The 19,750-nt window shown below is 64.0% G+C and carries 20 protein-coding genes; 12 read left to right on the top strand and 8 right to left on the bottom strand.

Annotated elements, in window-relative coordinates; genetic code table 11:
• The first annotated feature begins 50 nt into the window (after nt 1-50).
• The 7 genes from NLM33_RS26100 (at nt 51) to NLM33_RS26070 (ending at nt 6,606) form a co-directional block, all read left to right on the top strand.
• Nucleotides 51-1,052: a sulfate ABC transporter substrate-binding protein gene (locus NLM33_RS26100; RefSeq protein ID WP_371930134.1), complete on the top strand. Its 1,002-nt coding sequence runs from the start codon at nt 51-53 to the stop codon at nt 1,050-1,052.
• A 38-nt stretch (nt 1,053-1,090) separates the two neighbouring features.
• Nucleotides 1,091-1,927: a sulfate ABC transporter permease subunit CysT gene (cysT, locus tag NLM33_RS26095; RefSeq protein WP_256570555.1), complete on the top strand. Its 837-nt coding sequence runs from the start codon at nt 1,091-1,093 to the stop codon at nt 1,925-1,927.
• Nucleotides 1,928-1,937: 10 nt separating this feature from the next.
• Entirely contained in the window at nt 1,938-2,849 is a 912-nt protein-coding gene (cysW, locus tag NLM33_RS26090) for a sulfate ABC transporter permease subunit CysW (RefSeq protein ID WP_254100126.1), read from the top strand.
• Nucleotides 2,839-3,873, top strand: a complete 1,035-nt coding sequence (locus NLM33_RS26085) for a sulfate/molybdate ABC transporter ATP-binding protein (protein ID WP_254100124.1) — start codon at nt 2,839-2,841, stop codon at nt 3,871-3,873. The genes cysW and NLM33_RS26085 overlap by 11 nt, the downstream gene beginning before the upstream one ends.
• Before the next feature lie 178 nt (nt 3,874-4,051).
• Nucleotides 4,052-4,555 carry a CAP domain-containing protein gene (locus tag NLM33_RS26080; RefSeq protein WP_254100122.1) on the top strand — a complete coding sequence of 168 codons (504 nt, stop codon included), beginning with the start codon at nt 4,052-4,054 and terminating at the stop codon, nt 4,553-4,555.
• Between the two features lie 79 nt (nt 4,556-4,634).
• Nucleotides 4,635-5,816, top strand: a complete 1,182-nt coding sequence (locus NLM33_RS26075; protein ID WP_254100120.1) for a patatin-like phospholipase family protein — start codon at nt 4,635-4,637, stop codon at nt 5,814-5,816.
• A 1-nt stretch (nt 5,817) separates the two neighbouring features.
• Nucleotides 5,818-6,606, top strand: a complete 789-nt coding sequence (locus NLM33_RS26070) for a 3-hydroxybutyrate dehydrogenase (RefSeq protein ID WP_254100118.1) — start codon at nt 5,818-5,820, stop codon at nt 6,604-6,606.
• A gap of 140 nt (nt 6,607-6,746) precedes the next feature.
• Here NLM33_RS26070 and NLM33_RS26065 read toward each other — a convergent pair whose 3' ends face one another.
• From NLM33_RS26065 to NLM33_RS26055, 3 genes are all read right to left on the bottom strand, one after another.
• Nucleotides 6,747-7,571, bottom strand: a complete 825-nt coding sequence (locus NLM33_RS26065) for a sulfite exporter TauE/SafE family protein (protein ID WP_254100116.1) — start codon at nt 7,569-7,571, stop codon at nt 6,747-6,749.
• Between the two features lie 234 nt (nt 7,572-7,805).
• Nucleotides 7,806-9,182, bottom strand: coding sequence for an oligosaccharide flippase family protein (locus tag NLM33_RS26060; RefSeq protein ID WP_254100114.1), 1,377 nt, complete (start codon nt 9,180-9,182; stop codon nt 7,806-7,808).
• Between the two features lie 249 nt (nt 9,183-9,431).
• On the bottom strand, nt 9,432-10,271 hold the full coding sequence (locus tag NLM33_RS26055; RefSeq protein WP_254100112.1) for a protein-disulfide reductase DsbD domain-containing protein: 840 nt from the start codon (nt 10,269-10,271) through the stop codon (nt 9,432-9,434).
• Between NLM33_RS26055 and NLM33_RS49315 the strand changes: the two genes are divergently transcribed.
• Nucleotides 10,270-10,395, top strand: a complete 126-nt coding sequence (locus NLM33_RS49315; RefSeq protein WP_256570554.1) for a hypothetical protein — start codon at nt 10,270-10,272, stop codon at nt 10,393-10,395. The two genes, NLM33_RS26055 and NLM33_RS49315, sit on opposite strands and share 2 nt — an antisense overlap.
• A gap of 89 nt (nt 10,396-10,484) precedes the next feature.
• Nucleotides 10,485-11,129 (top strand): YqgE/AlgH family protein, encoded by a 645-nt coding sequence (locus NLM33_RS26050; RefSeq protein WP_254100110.1) that lies wholly within the window; start codon nt 10,485-10,487, stop codon nt 11,127-11,129.
• Nucleotides 11,130-11,213: 84 nt separating this feature from the next.
• Here NLM33_RS26050 and NLM33_RS26045 read toward each other — a convergent pair whose 3' ends face one another.
• From NLM33_RS26045 to NLM33_RS26035, 3 genes are all read right to left on the bottom strand, one after another.
• Nucleotides 11,214-12,122: an ABC transporter substrate-binding protein gene (locus NLM33_RS26045; protein ID WP_254100108.1), complete on the bottom strand. Its 909-nt coding sequence runs from the start codon at nt 12,120-12,122 to the stop codon at nt 11,214-11,216.
• Between the two features lie 183 nt (nt 12,123-12,305).
• On the bottom strand, nt 12,306-13,193 hold the full coding sequence (locus tag NLM33_RS26040) for a TauD/TfdA family dioxygenase (protein ID WP_254100106.1): 888 nt from the start codon (nt 13,191-13,193) through the stop codon (nt 12,306-12,308).
• A gap of 107 nt (nt 13,194-13,300) precedes the next feature.
• Entirely contained in the window at nt 13,301-14,080 is a 780-nt protein-coding gene (locus NLM33_RS26035) for an SDR family NAD(P)-dependent oxidoreductase (protein WP_254100104.1), read from the bottom strand.
• Nucleotides 14,081-14,179: 99 nt separating this feature from the next.
• Between NLM33_RS26035 and NLM33_RS26030 the strand changes: the two genes are divergently transcribed.
• Nucleotides 14,180-14,914, top strand: a complete 735-nt coding sequence (locus NLM33_RS26030; protein ID WP_254100102.1) for an SDR family NAD(P)-dependent oxidoreductase — start codon at nt 14,180-14,182, stop codon at nt 14,912-14,914.
• Nucleotides 14,915-14,977: 63 nt separating this feature from the next.
• The gene (locus tag NLM33_RS26025; RefSeq protein WP_254100100.1) at nt 14,978-15,352 is read left to right on the top strand and encodes a CsbD family protein; all 375 of its coding nucleotides are present in this window, start codon (nt 14,978-14,980) and stop codon (nt 15,350-15,352) included.
• Between the two features lie 14 nt (nt 15,353-15,366).
• Here the strand turns inward: NLM33_RS26025 and NLM33_RS26020 are convergent, their stop codons facing one another.
• Both NLM33_RS26020 and NLM33_RS26015 read right to left on the bottom strand, forming a co-directional pair.
• Nucleotides 15,367-17,064: a DUF459 domain-containing protein gene (locus tag NLM33_RS26020; RefSeq protein WP_254100098.1), complete on the bottom strand. Its 1,698-nt coding sequence runs from the start codon at nt 17,062-17,064 to the stop codon at nt 15,367-15,369.
• A gap of 160 nt (nt 17,065-17,224) precedes the next feature.
• Entirely contained in the window at nt 17,225-18,580 is a 1,356-nt protein-coding gene (locus NLM33_RS26015; RefSeq protein WP_254100096.1) for a lytic murein transglycosylase, read from the bottom strand.
• 234 nt (nt 18,581-18,814) lie between these two features.
• On the opposite strand from NLM33_RS26015, the gene NLM33_RS26010 reads away from it, so the two are divergent.
• Nucleotides 18,815-19,690 carry a UTP--glucose-1-phosphate uridylyltransferase gene (locus NLM33_RS26010; protein ID WP_254100095.1) on the top strand — a complete coding sequence of 292 codons (876 nt, stop codon included), beginning with the start codon at nt 18,815-18,817 and terminating at the stop codon, nt 19,688-19,690.
• Nucleotides 19,691-19,750: the final 60 nt, after the last annotated feature.

The raw sequence follows: 19,750 nt of genomic DNA, 5'->3' as shown, positions 1-19,750 counted from the left end.
ACCCGAGTTATGCCTGCATGCCATCGGCGACAGCGACGTCGTCGAGGTCAATGGAGATGGACATGATCCGCCGTATCGTTCCGCTCGCGGCAGGCCTCCTCTGGGCAAGCTCGGCTCTCGCCGCTGACATCAACCTCTTGAACGTGTCGTACGATCCGACGCGTGAACTCTATGTCGAATTCAACAAGGCGTTTGCGAACGCCTATCAGAAGGAGACCGGCAAGAGCGTCGAGATCAAGCAGTCGCATGGCGGCAGTGGATCGCAGGCGCGCGCCGTGATCGACGGGTTGCAGGCCGACGTGGTGACGCTCGCGCTCGCCTATGACATTGATGCGATCGCGGCCAAGGGGCTCACTGCGGCCGATTGGCAGAAGCGCCTGCCGCAGAATTCTTCGCCCTACACCTCGACCATCGTGTTCCTGGTGCGCAAGGGCAATCCCAAAGGCATCAAGGACTGGGACGACCTGGTCAAGCCGGGCGTCGCGGTCATCACGCCGAACCCGAAGACCTCGGGCGGCGCGCGCTGGAACTATCTGGCAGCCTGGGGCTATGCGCAGAAGAAGTTCGGCTCCGTCGAGAAGACGAAGCAGTTCATCGCAAATCTCTATCAAAACGTGCCTGTCCTCGACACCGGCGCCCGCGGCTCGACCGTGACCTTCGTCGAGCGCGGCGTAGGTGATGTGCTGCTCGCCTGGGAGAACGAGGCGTACCTGGCCCTGAAGGAATTCGGCCCCGAGAAGTTCGAGATCGTGGCGCCGCCGCTCTCGATTCTCGCCGAGCCGCCGGTCACGATCGTCGACAAGGTGGCCGACAAGAAGGGCACGCGTAACGCCGCCGATGCCTACCTGCAATATTGGTACACCAAGGAAGGTCAGGAAATCGCCGCCCGCAATTTCTATCGTCCGCGCGATTCCGAAGTCGCGAAGAAATACGAGAACGCCTTCGCAAAGGTCGAACTGTTCACGATCGACGACGTTTTTGGCGGGTGGACCAAGGCGCAGAAGGAACATTTTGCCGACGGCGGCGTCTTCGATCAGATCTACAAGAACTGATCGGGCGCTGTCGTAGGTGGGCTTAAGCAGGGGGCCTGGTGAGCGCAATCGCAGCACGACGACGAACACTGCCGGGCTTCGGTCTCACGATGGGACTGACGCTGTCCTGGCTGTCGATCATCATCCTGATTCCGCTCGCAGGCCTCTTCCTGCGCACGCTCGAGCTCAGCCCCGAGCAGTTCTGGGCCATTGTTTCCAGCCGCCGGACGCTGAACGCCTTGCGCGTGTCCTTCGGACTCGCCTTCGCGGCGGCCTGCGTCAATCTGGTCATGGGCAGCATCATCGTCTGGGCGCTGGTGCGCTACCGTTTTCCCGGCCGGCGGTTGTTCGATGCCATCGTCGACGTGCCCTTTGCGCTGCCGACCGCGGTCGCCGGCGTTGCGCTGACCTCGCTGTTTGCCGAGAAGGGCTGGCTGGGTGCGCCGCTCGCGGCCCTCGGCATCAAGGTGGCGTTCACGCCGCTCGGCATCTTCATCGCCATGATCTTCATCGGCATCCCCTTCGTGGTGCGCACCGTGCAGCCGGTGCTGCAAGACCTCGATCCCGAGATCGAGGAGGCCGCGGGCAGTCTGGGGGCCAGCCGCTGGCAGACCATCATCCGCGTGATCCTGCCCTCGCTTGGGCCGGCGCTGCTGACGGGTCTTGCGCTCGCCTTCGCGCGCGCGGTCGGCGAATACGGCTCGGTAATTTTCATCGCCGGCAACCTGCCCAACGTGTCCGAGATCGCGCCGCTTTTGATCGTGATCCGGCTCTCAGAGTTCCGTTATGCCGACGCGACCGCGATCGCGGTCGTCATGCTCGTCGTGTCCTTTGTCATCATTTTCGCGGTCAACCGGTTGCAGCGCTGGGCGCAGAACCGGATTCCGGTGCAGTGAGGCTGGTACGATGACGATGCAGATCGCCGATTCGGTTTCGCTCTCCACGCCCGACACGAAGGCGCGCTTGCATGCGATCGCCGCGCGCGAAAACCTTCGTACCGAACCGAGGGCGGTGCGGATCGCGATCATCTCCGTCGCGATCCTCTTCCTCACCGTCTTCGTCGTGCTGCCACTGGTCGTGGTGTTCGCGCAGGCCTTCTCCAAAGGCATCATGGCCTACCTCGCGGCGCTGTCGGAGCCGGAGGCGCTGGCTGCGATCCGGCTGACGCTGCTGGTGGCGGCGATCTCGGTCGGCCTCAATCTCGTGTTCGGTCTTGTCGCGGCCTGGGCGATCGCCAAGTTCGAGTTCAAGGGCAAGACATTCCTGATCACAATGATCGACCTGCCGTTCTCGGTGAGCCCCGTGATCTCGGGTCTCGTCTTCGTGCTGCTGTTCGGCGCGCAGGGCTATTTCGGTGGCTGGCTGCGTGACCACGACATCCAGATCCTGTTCGCGGTGCCTGGTATTGCCCTTGCGACCACATTCGTGACCTTCCCCTTTGTGGCGCGTGCGCTGATCCCGCTGATGCAGGAGCAGGGCACGCAGGAGGAGGAGGCCGCGATCTCGCTCGGCGCCTCGGGCCTGCAAACGTTTTTCCGTGTGACCTTGCCCAATATCAAATGGGGCGTGCTTTACGGCGTCCTGCTTTGCAACGCGCGCGCGATGGGTGAGTTCGGCGCGGTCTCCGTCGTGTCCGGCCATATCCGCGGCGAAACCAACACCATGCCGCTGCTGGTCGAAATTCTCTACAACGAATACCAGTTCGTCGCCGCGTTTGCGATCGCCTCGCTGCTCGCGATGCTGGCGCTGATCACGCTGATCGCAAAGACCATTCTCGAACGTCATCTGGACGAAGGACACGACGCCCGTGACCATTGAAGTCAAGAATCTGGTCAAGAAGTTCGGCCGCTTTGCTGCGCTCGACGGCGTCGACCTCAAGGTCGACAATGGCGAGCTGCTGGCACTGCTCGGTCCGTCCGGCTCCGGCAAGACGACGTTGCTACGGATCATCGCCGGCCTCGACTGGCCCGATTCCGGCGAGCTTGCCTTCAACGGCGAGGATGCGCTGGAGCAGGGCGCACGCGAACGGAATGTCGGTTTCGTGTTCCAGCACTACGCACTGTTTCGCCACATGACGGTGTTCGAGAACGTCGCCTTCGGCCTGCGCGTGCAGCCGCGCGCGGTCCGGAAGGACGAGTCCGCCATCCGCGCGCGCGTAAAGGAGTTGCTCGATCTCGTGCAGCTCGACTGGCTCGCCGACCGCTATCCAAGCCAGCTTTCCGGCGGCCAGCGCCAGCGCATCGCGCTGGCGCGCGCGCTCGCGATCGAGCCGCGGATCCTGTTGCTCGACGAGCCCTTCGGTGCGCTGGATGCGAAGGTACGCAAGGAGCTGCGCAAATGGCTGCGCTCGTTGCATCACGAGATCAACGTCACCTCGATCTTCGTCACGCACGATCAGGAGGAGGCACTCGAAGTCGCCAACCGGGTCGTGGTGATGGACAAGGGCAAGATCGAGCAGATCGGCTCGCCCGCTGATGTCTATGAGAGCCCGGCGACCGCCTTCGTGCACGGCTTCATCGGCGAATCCATCGAGCTGCCGGTTCAGGTTGCCGATGGCGTGGTCCGGCTTGGCGATCGGCCGCTCGGGCTCGCAGCCGACGGGCTCACGTCTGGCGCGTCACGGCTGTTCGTACGGCGACATGACATGCTGGTCGGTCCGCCCGGCAGTGGCGCCTTCGAGGGCGCCGTGCAGCATGTGCGGAACTTCGGACCCGTCCAGCGGGCGGAAGTCGCGCTGTTCAGCGGCGAAACCATCGAGATTGACGCGCCCCGCGACAAGGAGTTGCGCGCCGGCGACAGGGTTGGCCTGGAGCTCCGCCGTTATCGGATTTTTGCAGCCTAGAACATCGTCATTCCGGGGGCGCGCGATAGCGCGCCCCCGGAAACTCGCGTCACAATCTCGAGATTCCGGGTTCGATGCTTCGCATCGCCCCGGAATGACGGCAGCATTTTCCGCAAAATTCACCTTTCAGCCACGGTTGGTATGCAACAACGGCCCGTCTTTTTGGGGGCCCTGATTCATGCGCGCTGCGGCCGCAATTCTCATCACTTTGCTTCTCGCCGGCTGCGCGGGCAATGAAGCGCCGGTCGAGCAGCCGTCGATGTATGCCGACATGGCCGTATCAGGAGCGCGGCTCGATGCGCAGGCAGCCGCCGTGATGATCTCGCAGTACCGCCAGAACAACAGCCTCGGCACGGTCATCATCGATCCCGACCTGATGAGACTGGCGGAATCCCAGTCCCAGGCGATGGCGGCTGCCAACAAGATGAACCACGACGTCCGCGCGCCGCTCGCCAAGCGGCTCGCCGCCGGCGGCTATCCGGCGACCGTCGCGGTCGAGAACATCTCGGCCGGCTATCATACGCTGGCGGAAGCATTTTCCGGCTGGCGCGACTCGCCTCCGCACCGTGCCAACATGCTCAAGAGCGGTGTCACAAAATTGGGCATAGCGGCGAGCTATGCTCCGAACACCAAATACAAGGTGTTCTGGACGATGATTCTGGCATCTACCGAGCCCCGATAAGCCAGTCTTGATCCCCAAAACATTGACGCAGCCGTGAACTGGGGTCACGGTGGGTCGCCCTCAGTCCATTGATCCCCTCATGACCGATCATCAAGGCCCGGCATCGAACAGAATTCCCGCCAATGCGCAGCGCGTCCTGGTGCTCCAGGGCGGTGGCGCGCTCGGCTCCTATCAGGCAGGCGCTTACCAGTCGCTCTGCCATTTCGGCTTCGAGCCGGAATGGGTCGCCGGCATCTCGATCGGAGCGGTCAACGCCGCCATCATTGCCGGCAATGAGGGCCAGACCCGCATCAAGCGGCTCAAGGAATTCTGGGAGATGGTGTCGGCGCCCGTGCCCTGGAAGCCGATCGGCAAGAGCGATCACAGCCGCGAGCTGTTCAACTCCACCAGCGCCGCATTGATCGCGACCTTCGGCGTGCCGGGCTTCTTCGTCCCGCGGGTCCCGCCCGCACCACTCTGGCCGCCGGGTCATCCGGAGGCGGAGAGCTATTACGACACCGCGCCCTTGAAGAGGACACTGGAGCGGCTGGTCGATTTCGACCGCATCAACGATCTGAAGACGCGCCTGTCGATCGGCGCGGTCGGCGTCACCTCGGGCAACTTCAAGTATTTCGACAACTACGAGTTCAAGAAGCTCGGCAAGAAGATCGGACCCGAGCACATCATGGCCTCTGGCGCGCTGCCGCCGGGCTTTCCCTCCGTCATCATCGACGGTGAGCATTACTGGGACGGCGGCATCGCCTCGAACACGCCGCTCGACTACGTGCTCGATGCCGAATTCGAGCGCGACATGCTGATCTTCCAGGTGGACCTGTTCAGCGCGCGCGGCGACTTGCCGACCTCACTGCTCGAGGCCGCCGAGCGCGAGAAGGACATCCGCTTTTCCAGCCGCACGCGGATGAACACCGACAAGAACAAGCAGTTGCACAATGCTCGCAGGGCCGTGCGCGACCTGATCAGCAAATTGCCGGATTATCTGAAGAACGATCCCTCGGTCGAATTCCTCGCCAAGGCGGCGCGCGAAAGTACCGTGACCGTCGTGCACCTGATCTACCGCAGCAAGAACTACGAGTCCTCGTCCAAGGACTACGACTTCTCGCATGTCGCCATGGTCGAGCATTGGGAAGCCGGCGTCCGCGACGTGCACTTGTCGATGCGCCACAAGGATTGGCTCGAAAAGCCGCAATCCGGCGAGACCATGGTGACTTACGATCTCACAGGGGACGTACCCGTGCCCCCGGCCTCAACCAGGAGTGAATGATATGGGTAGCTTGTCAGGCAGGAACGCCGTCGTGACCGGATCGACCAGCGGCATCGGGCTCGCCTATGCGCGTGCCTTTGCGGGGGCCGGCGCCAACGTCGTCATCAACGGCTTCGGCTCGCCCGAGGATATCGAGAAGGAGCGTGCCAAGATCGAGGCCGACTTCAAGGTGAAGGCGATCTACTCGCCCGCCGACATGACCAAGCCCGCCGAGATCGCCGGGATGATCGCGCTCGGCGAGAAGTCCTTCGGCTCGGTCGACGTCCTCGTCAACAATGCCGGCATCCAGTTCGTCTCGCCGATCGAGGAATTCCCGATCGAGAAATGGGACCAGATCATCGCGATCAACCTGTCCTCTGCTTTCCACGGCATCCGCGCCGCGGTGCCTGGCATGAAGAAGCGCGGCTGGGGCCGCATCATCAACACGGCGTCGGCGCATTCGCTGGTCGCCTCGCCCTTCAAGTCGGCTTACGTCTCGGCCAAGCATGGCATCGCCGGCCTCACCAAGACCGTGGCGCTCGAGGTGGCGACCAACAAGATCACCTGCAACTGCATCAGCCCCGGCTACGTCTGGACGCCGCTGGTCGAGAAGCAGATTCCGGACACGATGAAGGCGCGCAATCTGACGCGCGAGCAGGTCATCAACGACGTTCTGCTCGACGCGCAGCCGACGAAAGAGTTCGTCACCTCCGAGCAGGTGGCGGCGCTGGCGCTGTTCCTGTGCAGCGACGATGCTGCGCAGATCACCGGCACCAATCTGTCGATCGACGGCGGCTGGACGGCGGAGTAAATCCACTCTCTGTTATGCCCTCGCGAAGGCGGGGCATCCAGTACGCCGCGGCCTATCGATTCAATCGCAGCCGCCTCGGAGTACTGGATCGCCCGGTCAAGCCGGGCGATGACAGTGTGAGTTGTGCGGCCGTTCTGCGTTCAATGAGTCCAGGCCAGCGCGGTCACGATCGCCGACGACAGGTTCAGCTCAACGAACATGATCTTGCCGGCGACCACGAAGAGGACGCAGGCAAGCGTCATGCGCAGCACCGTCTCCGGCACGCGCGTCGCGCTGAAGCTGCCGAGCACGATGCCGGGCAGCGAGCCCATCAGCAGCACGCCCATCAGCGCCCAATCCACGTCGCCGAGTGCCCAGTGTCCGGTGCCGGCCACCAGCGTCAGCGGGACGGCGTGTGCGATGTCGGAGCCGACGATGGTCGCCATCGGCAGGCGCGGGTAGAGCAGGAGCAGCACGGTCACGCCGACCGCGCCGGCGCCCACCGATGAGATCGAGACCAGTACGCCGAGCACGGCACCGGTGACCACGGTCGCGATTGCGGTGGTGCGGTCCTCGACGCGCTCGAGCGAACGCCGCCAGCGATCCATGATCGCCTTGCGGAAGATCAGCGACGTTGCGGTGAGCAGCAACGCGAAGCACAGCACCAGATTGACCAGGCTGCGCTCGGCGTCGCTCTTGAGATCGAGCTTCCACAGCACGAACAGCGTCACGGCGCTCGCCGGAATGCTGCCGCAGGCCAGCCGCAGCACCGCGGGCCAGTGCACGCTGCGCGACCAGCCATGCACTACGCTGCCGCCCGTCTTGGTGCCGGCGGCGTAGAGCAGGTCGGTCCCGACCGCGGTCGAGGGATGGACGCCGAACAACAGGATCAGCAGCGGGGTCATCAGCGAGCCGCCGCCAACGCCGGTCATCCCGACAAGCAGGCCGACGCCGAATCCTGAAGCGACGTAAAGCGGGTCAATCATGTCTTGGCGAGTCTAGGTTTATCTCGTTGGTCACGCAATATGCGTAGAATAAAGTTGCTGCTGGCGGCAATGGACCGCGGAAAAATAAGAAGAAACCATGCGTTGATTGAAGATTGGTGGTGATTTTTGCCCAAATGCCCCCTCCCCACGAAATGACCGTTTTGCGGCGCAAGGCGAAGTCAAACGAGGAAGAGGCTGAAAAGGTTCCGCTCGGGAGAGGCGTTTTTTTGCTGTCTATTGGCCGAACGCCAGCACGTGCAGGCCGAGCCGCTGCCGCACGATCCAGAACAACAGCACGGTCTCGAAGGTGAGCGAGATCGAGGTCGCGGCGGCCGCGCCGTGGCCGCCGAAGCGCGGCACCAGCGCGATGCAGAGGATGACGTTCATCACGAAGGCGAGCGCGTAGGCGAGCGCGCAGATCTTCTGGTGGCCGAGCATGTTGAGGAGACGCTCGACCGGCCCGATCGCGGCGCGCACCACGAGCCCGATCGCGGCGATGAACATGATGTCGTAACCGATCAGGAATTGCGGTCCGAACAGCCAGAGCAGCGGCTTGCCGAGTGCCAGCAGCACGGCGGTCGCGGCGAGCGAGGGCCAGAACGTCCAGTTGATGGCATGCGCCACATAGGCCGACAGGCGAGTCTTGTCGCCGAGCGCGTTGTATTCGGCAAAGCGATGCGCCGTCGTTGCCGACATCGCGTAGTGGATGAAGGACACCAGCGCCAGCGTCTTCACCACGGCAAAATAGACGCCGACCTCGTCGGAGGGGCGGAATTGCTGGAGCACCAGCACGTCGGTGTAGGACAACAGCAGGTAAAAACTCTCGACCAGCATGATCGGCAGCGAGATGGCAAGCCAGCCGCTGATGTCGTAGGCCTTGGGGCCGTCCGCGACATGGCCCGCGAGCTTGCGGTTCAGCACCACCATCTGGCCGGTCATTGCGATCCACACCGCGCCTGCGCTTGCCACCATCGCGGCGATCGCGCCGAGATGAAAGCCGAGCAGGAAGGCGGACGCGGTGATACCGATGATCAGCGCCTGGCGGATGATGAATTGCGGCATCAGACCGAGCTGCATCCAGTCGTGTGCACGGGCGATGCCGTCCTGGGTATTGGCCACGACGAAGGCCGGCAGCGTCATGCAGCCGATATAGAGCGGCAGCCGTGCCGCCGGATCGATCCATGGCGAAAGCATGAGGACGACGCCGGCCAGCGCAAGCGAAATGACGCTCGAGACGACGAAGGTCAGCCAGCGGCTGCCGGAGAGAAAGCCGCGCAGCAGTGCCTGCTCGCCGCTGGTGCGGTATTCCGGAATGATTTTCTGTGCGGACGCCGAGATGCCGAAATCCATCATGCTGCCGAGCAGCAGCACCCAGGTCCAGACATAGACATAGACGCCGTAGTCGGACGTGCCCATCCAGCGCGCCAGCAGGATCTGCGAGAGATAGGCAAGACCTGCGCTGATCACGCGGATGAGGAAGATGGTGCCCGCGAGCCGCCGTGTCAGCGACGCCTCGCTCGTGCCGCCGCCCGCGCCGGTCAATTTGGTGCGCAACCGTGCGAAGAGCCCGACAGGCTCACTCGTTGCGGGTTGTGCGTCCATCACGGCCACGTCGAAGATCCCTGCGCCCCCGCATGCATGATGCGGCAGGTTGGGCGTAGCAACCATTCGTTAAGAAACGGTTGGGTGGAGGGCCTCCATCCCATCGTGTCGTCCCGGCGAAGGCCGGGACCCATAACCCAAAGGGAGGAGTTGTGGTGCGAGCTGGCTACCACGAGTCTTCGCCAAACTACTCCCTGGGGTTATGGGTCCTGGATCTGCGCTCCGCTTCGCTGCGCTTGTCCAGGACGACAGTCGGACTCAATCCAGATTCACATTGAACTCGTACGACTTCTCCGGCCCCACCAGCGTGAACTTCAACGCGGCGCCGTCGGGCTTGGCGCCGGGCGGCAGGCTGTCGAGCTCGAAGGCGAAGCGCTTGATGCCCGCCGGGCTGTGCTCGAGCGGCGAGGGGATCGGCAGCGCCCATTCGGGCGTCGGCCCCTCCACGAACAGGTTGACGTCGCGCCCATCGGGCGTGGCCACGTCGACCACCACCTTCGTCGCGCCCTCGCGTTTGACGTCGCGGATGGTCAGCGGAGTGGGATCGCCGATATTGGCGGGCTTCGGCACGGTGTCGAGCGCCGCGAACAGCGCGCCGTCCTCGGTCGAGGCGACGCTGTTGAAGCCCAGCTCGGCGCTCGCCTCGACGGGGATGCAGAGCTTTTCGCACACCGCGTAGTTGATCTCGGCGCGCAGGGTCACCGGCTTGTCCGGCGCCTTGGCGACGATGCGCAACGGTAGCACGATCTGGTCGTGATAGCCGATCGAATGGCCGCCGGCACCGTCGTCGAACTTCAGCGGCGCCGGCCACATCACGGTCACAGCTTCGACATTTTCGGACTTGGAGAAGTCGAAGCGCGGCGGAACGCCGGAATCGCCGGGCGTGCGCCAATAGGTCTTCCAGCCGTGCTGAAGCTGAAATGCGATGCCGCCTAGCAGCACCGGGCCGCTGCGCGATCCCGCCAAAAGGCGTACCGCGGAATGGCCGTCGCGCTGCCAAGGCGAGGCGTCGTCGGCGCGGACGCTCGAGGGCTGCGCCGACACGAGCAAGGTAGCGGCGACGATGGTCGCGGCGTGTTTGGGAACTATGGTGAGCATGGCACGTCTTTACAAGGTCGATCCGGCGCAAACCATTGAATTGCTTGTGATGGATGCATTGGAATTTGGCTTGGGATTAAGGCTTGGGATTAAGGCTTGGGAATTAAGGCTTCTTGGGAATTAAGGTTTGGGGAATTCGGTCCACGCAAGCCTTGATTTGACAGCGGGCAAGCCCGACATCAGGATATGAACCGAGAGGGGAGTGCTTCACCGATGGGTTCTGCGAGCAAGAGAACTGGCGACAGCACCCCGGCGACCGGCCCCGCCGTCCCCAATTCGGCGGGCTATCTCGACGGGCGGCTCTTGATCGCCATGCCGGTCATGGGCGACCCCCGCTTCGAGCGCTCGGTGATCTATCTCTGCGCCCATTCGGCCGAGGGCGCGATGGGCATCATCGTCAATCATCCCGCCGGCAGCATCGATTTTCCGGAGTTGCTGGAGCAACTCGGTATCATCAAGAAGGGCGCCCAGATCAAGCTGCCGGAGAACGCCGAGAGTATGAAGGTACTCCGCGGCGGCCCGGTCGATACGGGGCGCGGCTTCGTGCTGCATTCCAGCGACTTCTACATCGAGAACGCGACGCTGCGGATCGATGACGGCGTCTGCCTCACAGCGACCGTCGACATCCTGCGCGCGATCGCCAACGGCTCCGGCCCGAAGCATGCCATCCTCGCGCTCGGCTATGCCGGCTGGGCGCCGGGTCAGCTCGAGACCGAGATCCAGAGCAACGGCTGGCTGCATTGCGATGCGGATGCGGACCTGATCTTCGGCGACGACGTCGATGACAAGTACGCCCGCGCCTTGCGCAAGATCGGCATCGATCCCGGCATGCTCTCGAACGAGGCCGGGCACGCGTAGGCGTTGCACACTCTCCGGTGTCGTCCCGGCCGAGTGCGCAATTGATGGGCCAGGCGCGGACTCATGCACCGCAACAAAGAAGTTCTATTGGATTACCCCGGCGGCGCGAGCGAGCAGCTCAGGAGCTGGTGCAATGCCAAGCGCTTTCGCAGTTTTGAGATTGATGACTAACTCGTATTTCGTCGGCGCCTGCACCGGAAGGTCGGCCGGTCTTTCACCTTTGAGGATACGATCGACGTACCCAGCCGAGCGTCGGACTATGTCGGCAGTATTCGGTCCATAGGAAATCAGTGCCCCTTCCGCAGTGAACTGCCGGAAGCCGTATATCGCAGGAAGTCTTCGTCGTTCCGTCAATGTAATGACCACCCGTCGGTGATTGTTGATGAATGCGTCCGGTGCAACGATCAGAGCGCCGCCAGGCTCGCGTGCGAGCGCCGTGATGGCTGCCTCCACCTCCGCCTCGTCGTGCACAGGAGATGCGGAGAGCTCGAGGGCGAGCGATGTGCGGGCCGCTTCGAGTTCGCGCAGGAATGCCGGGTAAAAAGGCGTCGTGTCGGGATTGAAGATGAGCGCTACATGTCTGACCCCGGGAGCAATCTCCTTAATCATCTCCATCCATTTCCCGATCAATAGGAAATCGATGAAGGTGAAGCCGGTGATGTTGCCGCCCGGCCGCGACAGGCTTGCCACGAAACCCTGTCCGACCGGATCGTTGACGAGGTTGAATACGATCGGAATGGTGCTGGTCGCTTCTTTCAGTGCTGCGGTGATTGGCGTCCCGCTTCCGACGATGAGGTCCGGCGCCGAACGCACCAGCTCCGTCGCGTAGGCTCGGATTCGGCCCAGATCTCCGCCGGTATATCGATGCTCAATTCGAATATTGCGGTTCTCGATCCACCCGAGCGCCTCGAGCCCCTCCCGAAACGCAATGACGCGGGTCAGCACTTCGCTATCGTTCTCGAGGTATGGATGGAGGAACGCAACACGACGCATGCCCGTCGCCTGCTGCGTGCACGAGGCCAACGGCCAGCCAACGGCCGCGCCCACTGAAAGTACAATGAACTCGCGTCGTCGCATTCGTCGCCCTTCAGGCCGAGCGACATGGCCTAGCATATGCTTCAAGTTCCAAGTGTAATGCGCATCACAATAAATACTTGCGCTGATGTCGCAGCTTGCCTACTCCGCCGCCTGTTGCTGCACCGTCGGTTCGGTGCCGGCGACGGTCGCGCGGCGCATGTCGCGGGGCTGCGACTGATCGTAGCGGCGGACGCGGTGTATGGTCTGGCGGTTGTCCCACATCACGAGATCATGCAGCCTCCATCTGTGCACGTAGACGAATTCTCCTTGCGTCGCGTGCTCGTTGAGATCGCGCAGCAGCAGCCGGCCCTCGGGCACGCTCATGCCGACGATCTGGCCGGCATGTGAGGACAGGTACAGCGATTTGCGGCGATGCACCGGGTGCGTGCGCACCAAGCGTTGCAACACCGGCTTGAACATCGCCTTTTCCTCATCGCTATATTCGGTGAAGCCGAGCGAGCCGCGCGAATACATCAGCGAATGCTCGCAGATCATATCCTCGATCTCCGCCTTGGTCTCGTCGTCGAGCGCGTCATAAGCCGCGCGCATGTCGGCGAATTCGGTGTTGCCGCCCTTGGGGTTCACCACGCGCGCCGACAGCAGCGAGAACTTTGCGGGGATGGGACGAAACGAGCTGTCGGAATGCCAGAGGCAATTGCCGAGATTGAACAGATGCGTGCGGCTGTCCTTCGCCAGCGGCGTGCCGTCCTTGCCGAGATTGCTGACATCGTTCAGGCCCGAGGAGAGGCGGTAGTCCTTCTCCTTGGTGACGGTGCCGCCGCGCGCATCCTCGCGCTGGCCGAAATTCAGCGCGAAGGCCATCTGCTGCTCGTCGGTGATGTCCTGGTCGCGAAAAACCAGCACCGCGTATTTGTCCATCGCAGCCTCGATCTGGCGCGCTTCGTCCTTTGTGAGCGGCTGGCGCAGATCGAGGCCCGAAACCTCGCCGACAAAATGCTTCTGAAGCTGCCGGATGGCGATCGTCATGGCGATTCTCCTGGCGTTCTCCCGGGGCCTGCGAGCGGTTTGCCCGCTCTGTTGGTGAAAAGGCTAACCCCGCGCCTGCCGATGTCAACGCTATGCGCGCATGGCTCTCACGCGTTCCGCGCCATCAAGCCGCCATCGACCGGGATCACCGCGCCGGTCAGGAACGAGGCCGCCGGCAGGCACAGGCTCAAGGTCATGTGCGCGACCTCCTCCGGGTCGCCATAGCGGCCAAGCGCGGTGCGGCGCTTGGCGTAGATCGTCTTGTGATCTTCTGGAATCCGGTCGGTGATCGCGGTGCGGATCGGCCCCGGACAGATGCAGTTCACGGTGATGCCCTCGCGACCAAGCTCGACGGCAAGTGAGCGCGTCAGGCTAGCAACGCCGCCTTTGGCAGCGGAATAGGGGCTGTGCAGCGCGGTGGCGCCGAGCGCCTCGGTGGAGGCGATGTTGACGATGCGCGGGCTGTTCGATTTGCGCAGGTGCGGGAGAGCGGCGCGGATGATGCGCGGATGCGCCGTCAGCATCACCGCGATGCCCTTGGCCCAGGCGTCTTCGTAACTTTCGTCGTCGATCGCAACGCGTACGGAAATGCCGGCATTGTTGACGACGATGTCGAGCCCGCCGAAATGCGCAGCGACGTCGCCCACCACGCGGCTGATCTCCCCGGCGTTGGCAACATCGAGCTTCCACGCCTTGGCAGAGCCGCCGCTCGCGGTGACCTCCCTGGCGACGGCTTGCGCTCCATCCGGGTCGTAGTCGGTTACAGCGACATTGGCGCCTTCCGCACCGAACACGCGTGCGGTCGCGCGACCCATGCCGCTTGCCGCGCCTGTGACGAGAACGGTCATTCCCTTGACGGATCGGCTGAGCTGCTTGAAGTCTGGCATGCTGCTTCCTCGGGCCTGCTCGTTTATTGTTGTGCGATTGACAAGGCTGGCATCGATCCACACAGACGTCAAACAAAGCAAAAGCAAAGGGAGGCCGCGATGAACGAGCTCGATTTCTCAAGCAGGCAGGTGCTGGTCGTCGGCGGTTCCAGCGGCATCGGCAACGGCATCGCACAAGCTTTTCGTGCCAAGGGCGCACAGGTCGCAGTCTGCGGCACCCGCGCACATGCGAAGGATTACGCGCCGGAAGAAGGCTCGGATCTTACCGGTCTTGCGTACGCGCAGCTCGATGTCAGCGATGCCAGGGCGATCGAAGCGTTCAAGCCGTCGTTCGAACGTCTCGACGTGCTGGTGCTGGCACAGGGCGCGGTGATCTATCGCCGCGGCGAATTCGAGATGACCGGCTTCCGTAGGGTACTCGAAGTCAATCTCATGAGCTTGATGGCCTGCGCCACGCGCTTTCATCCCATGCTGCGGGATTCGCGGGGATCGCTGATCATCGTCTCGTCGACCGCGGCCTACCACTCCACCATGGGCAATCCGGCCTACAATGCCTCGAAGACCGGCGCGGTCGGATTGACGCGGACGCTGGGCGAGGCCTGGGCCGAGGACGGCATCCGCGTCAACGGCATCGCGCCGGGGCTCGTCGATACCAAGATGACAAAAGTCACGACCTCCAATCCCCAGCGGCTCGAGGGCGCGCTGTCACGCATTCCGCTGCGGCGATTGGGCACGCCGGCTGATATGGCCGGTGCAGCCTTGTTCCTGGCCTCGCCGTTGTCGTCCTACATCATCGGCCAGACCATCGTCGTCGACGGCGGGCTCATTCTCTAAAGCGGATGCGGAACCGCACTGCGGCTGATCGGTTACTTGGGCTGACCCCCGAGGAGGACCAACATGGACAACGATCGGATTGCCGGATCAGCCAAGGAGTTTGCCGGACGCGTCGAAGGTGCGGTCGGCGAGATGACGGGAGACGCGAAGACGCAAGCTTCGGCCAAGGCGCGCGAAGCGGCCGGCGCCGTGCAGAACCTGTACGGCCAGGCAAAGGATGCCGCGCGCGATGCTTCGGATAGCGCTGCCGGTTATGCGAAGGACGCCTATGAAGCTGGGCAGGATACATTCCGCGACGGGACGCAGGCTCTTGCAAAGAGAGTGCGGGACAACCCGCTCAGTGCGCTGCTGGTCGCCGGCAGCATCGGCTTTGCGCTCGCGCTGTTGATGTCGCGGCCAGCCCGCCGCCCGCCGCCGCGCTGGCGCTACTACGGCTAGCCTATACGAGACGACTATCGCGGCGGATTGGTGAATTCCGCCGATCGCCCAACATTGCCCGGCGGACGCGGGATCGCCGGAGTGGGATTGCGCGGCGGCTGCGGCGCCAGTTGACGCGGCGGCGATGGCGAGCCGAAGCTGAAGAAATCGCGCAGCGACGGCGTTGCCTGGGCCGGTTGCTGCACCGGCGGCTTCTTCGGCGCGAGCTTTGGCGGTGCGATGGCGGCGGCAGCACTCGGCGTCGTCCCCGCATTTGGATTGGCGCCGCCTTCAGGCGTCGTCGCCGCGACCGGCGTATCGCCCTTGGCCTGCTCGCGTCCGACCTCGCGCCGTGGCCAGGCATAGTCGTCGGCGCGGCCTGCCGGTGGTGTCAGCGGCTCGCCCTTCACCAGCGTCTTGGCCGCGAGTGCATCGACCGCGGCCGGACGCGATCCCGGTCCGCCCAGCAACTGGTCGGTGGAGATCGAGGCCGCAACCAGCGGCACGATCGGTCCCGCCAGCGGCCGCGGCGCGGGCTTGCCGGGCTCGGCGCTGGTGTCGGGCGTTGCCGGCTCGCTCGGCAATGCGATCGGGCCTGAGCGCCCCGCCAGCAGACGCGTAATCTCGCGTTCGACATAATGGGCGAGCTTGCGTGCGCCGGCCTTGGTGAAATAGACGCCATCAGAGGTACGGAGCTGGCGGATCTGGCCTTCGAAGTCGGGGCCCTTCTGCAGGAAGCGGCCTGCTTCGTCGACGAAGCCGTCCCAGACATCGACATAGGTGATGCCGGCCTTGGCCGCGCCTTCGCGATAGAGCGAGTCCAGGAACAACATGTCCGCCGTACCCTTCGGACCGCGGATTGCGGGCAGGCCGACCCAGAGCACCGGCACGCCCTTGGCCTTGAGTACGCCGATCAGCTCCTCGATCTTCTTGCCATAGAGTTCGACCCAGCGGTCGTCGCGGAATTCATAGAGCCCGTTCGGCGAGCGCGCGGTCTTTTCCGGCGCCGCGGTCTGCGGCGCATCGGCATTGTCGGCGTCGTCCTGCGGCAGGTCGCTGTCCGCCGGCTTGTCGTCAGGCTTTGCGGCGGCATCCGTGCCGGGCTTGGAGTCGGTTTTGGCGTCGCCCGGCTTGCCTTGCGGCTTGGCGCGCGCGCCCTTGTCGTTCTTCTTGTCCGCAGGCTTGTCGGATTTGTCCGCCGCAGGCTCGCGGATCGCCAGGCGGTCGTTCAGGCCGAGCATGACGACGATGACGTCGGGCTTCTCGGTGTCGAGAATGCCTTTGGCCGCAGCGGCCCAGTCCGAGGGCTCACCCTTCGGCTGGTACTTGATCAGCCCGGACGTGGTCTTGTGCTTGCGGATCACGCCCATGTCGGGCTGCTCGGTGTAGGCGTCCTCGAGGCCATAGGCGAGCCAGTCGGCCATGGAGTCGCCGATCACCAGTACGTTGCGTTCAGGGATCGTGTCGCGCTTGGCAGGCGCGGGCGCGCGTGAAAAATCCTGGCGCGGTGCCTGCGGCTGTTGTTGCTGGAAGGGGGCGAAGAAGTCGCCGCCGAACCAGCCGCCGCCACTGCGCGGCGCCGCGGGCCGCGACGGTCCGCCGAAGCCGGGGAAGTTGAAGAACTGTGCTGACGCAGGGCCGGCAACCGACACCATGATCGCAAGCGCCGTCCCCAGCGCGATCAACGGGCCGGTCTCGGTCAACGCCTTGAAAAATGATTTCGGCTTCGACATGCGGTTCTGAGGCGCGCGCCACGGTTTCGGAATTGGTGCGATATAATAACGGAATCGGGCCGCAAACGGGCAGATTTGATTGCGCCATACACCGGGGAACTGCCGCCCTCGTCAAGGGCGGAGGCCGGATTTCGTGCTCAGGGTTACTTTTGGGACGGATTTACCGCCCGCGCAGCCGCTCCAGCATGTCGGAGGAGGCAAATCCGTCCGCGGGAGCCCCGATCGAGGCCTGGAAGTTGCGCAGGGCGTCGCGGGTCTGGCCGCCGAACTGGCCGTCCGGCGTGCCCTTGTAGAAGCCGCGCTGGGCCAGGAGCTGCTGCAATTCCAGCCGCTCGGCGCGGGACAGTTCGCGCTCCTGCCGCGGCCAGGGCTGCACGAAGGGCTGGCCGCCCCGCAGCCGGTCGGCGAAATGGCCGATCGCCAGCGCGTAGGCCTCGGCCGGATTGTACTTCATGATCACGCGGAAATTCTGCAGCATCAGGAAGCCCGGACCCGCGGCGCCGGCGGGCGCCAGCAGATAGGCCTTGTCGGCCGGATGCGGGAAGGGCTGGCGGGTGGCGCGGGTGATTCCGAGCTTCTCCCACTGCGCGATCGTCATCGCCTTGGCCCGGTCCGCCAGCATGTAGTTGAAGCCCTGCGGCACCACGACCTCGTAGCCCCAGCTCGCGCCGCTCTCCCAGCCGTCCTTCTTGAGATTGTTGGCGGTGGAGGCGATCAGGTCGGCCGGATTGTCGACCACGTCGCGCCTTCCGTCGCCATCGGCGTCCACTGCAAAGCGCTTGAACGCGGTCGGCATGAATTGCGTCGGGCCGAACGCGCCGGCCCAGGAGCCGCGCATCTGCTCTGGGTTCAGATCGCCACGGTTGAGTATTTCCAGCGCGGAGAGGAATTCATCCTTGAAATAGGCCTGGCGGCGGCCGATGCAGGCCAGCGTCGCGGTGGATTGCAGTACGCTGCGGTCGCCCATCTGGGTCGAGTAGTTGGATTCGATGCCCCAGATCGCGGCAATGATATAGCGGTCGACGCCGTAGGCTTTCTCGGTGGCGTCGAACTGCGCCTTGTACCTGACGAGGATCTCCTTGCCCTTGGCGAGGCGGTTGTCGTTCACGAGGATGTCGAGATAGTCCCAGATCGACTTGGTGAACTCCGGCTGCGAGTCCAGGAGGTCCATGATGCGCAGGTCTGGCGCGAGCCCTGCGGTGAAGCGCTGAAAGTTTTCCTGGGTGATGTTGCGACGTGCGGCATCGGGCCACATCGATGCAACGCAATTGTCAAAATTGGCGGCGGCCTCCCGGATCGCGGCTGCGGTCATCAGGGGATGGCCGGAGGCGCCGTCCTCGCCGCTCCAAGGTTGACTTCCCGCCTGCGCGCCGCCCTGGGCCGGCGCGGGTTGTGCGGGCGATGGGTTAGAGCCGGAGAAGATGCCGCCGAACAGGTTGGACAGGCCGTTTGATCCCTGCGCGTGCGCTTGAAGCGGGAACAGGAGGGCGGCCGCAACCAGGGTTGCGCCGGTCATTCCTGCAAGTCCTGCCATCGATCGCGTCATGTCCCACCTGTGCGGCCAAAATCCGGCTGCAGGAGGCCCTTGTTACGGTTGCCAATATCTTAACAAAGGTGAAATTTTGTAGGGGGCCTTTTCCTCAAGTCCCGGGGCAGGGGGCCCAACATCCGCCTTTGTTACCGGCTGCAAACCGGCTAGCAAGATGTCATTGCTCCACGCCCGCACGTCGCAAGGTATTCGATCAATCCCATGAAAATCCGCAAAGCCGTCTTCCCCGTCGCCGGCCTCGGCACCCGCGTGCTGCCCGCCACCAAGGCGATGCCCAAGGAAATGCTCACCATCGTCGACAAGCCGCTGATCCAGTACGTCTATGACGAGGCCAGGGAGGCCGGGATCGAGCATTTCGTCTTCGTCACCGGGCGTAACAAGGCCGTCATCGAGGACCATTTCGACCGCATGTTCGAGCTTGACGCCACGCTGGCCGCGCGCGGCAAGAAGACCGAGCAGGAGGTTCTGGCGCAGAACCAGCCGGAGGCCGGCGCGGTCAGCTTTACCCGCCAGCAGGCGCCGCTTGGCCTCGGACACGCGGTCTGGTGCGCGCGCGACATCGTCGGCGACGAGCCGTTTGCCGTCGTGCTGCCCGACGAGCTCGTGCTCAACACGCCGGGCTGCCTGAAGCAGATGATCGAGGCCGCAAGCCAGCTTGGCGAGAAGACGAACGTGCTCGCGGTCGAGGCCGTGCCGGACCATCTCACGCATCAATACGGCATCTGCGGCGTCGGAAAACGCACCGGCAAGATCTTCGAGGTTGATGGCATGGTGGAGAAGCCGCCGAAGGGTACTGCGCCCTCCAACCTGTCGATCACCGGCCGCTACATTCTGCAGCCCGAGATCTTCAAGATCCTGGAGACGCAGGAACGCGGCGCCGGCGGCGAGATCCAGCTCACCGACGCCATGATCGGGCTCGCCAAGTCGCAGAAATTCTACGGTGTCGAGTTCGAAGGCGAGCGCCATGATTGCGGCTCCAAGGCCGGCTTCCTGCGCGCCAACATCGCCTACGGCCTGAAGCGCCCCGAGCTGCGCGACGGCCTGCTCGCTGAGATGAAGAAGTATCTGGAGACGTAAGGGCGAAGGCGCTCGCGCCCTCTCTTGTCATTCCGGGGCGGTCCGCAGGACCGAACCCGG

The organism is Bradyrhizobium sp. CCGUVB1N3 (assembly GCF_024199925.1).
Taxonomy (GTDB): Bacteria; Pseudomonadota; Alphaproteobacteria; order Rhizobiales; family Xanthobacteraceae; genus Bradyrhizobium.
Note: the sequence above shows the minus strand (reverse complement) of the source record. Positions and strands in the feature narration are given on the sequence as shown.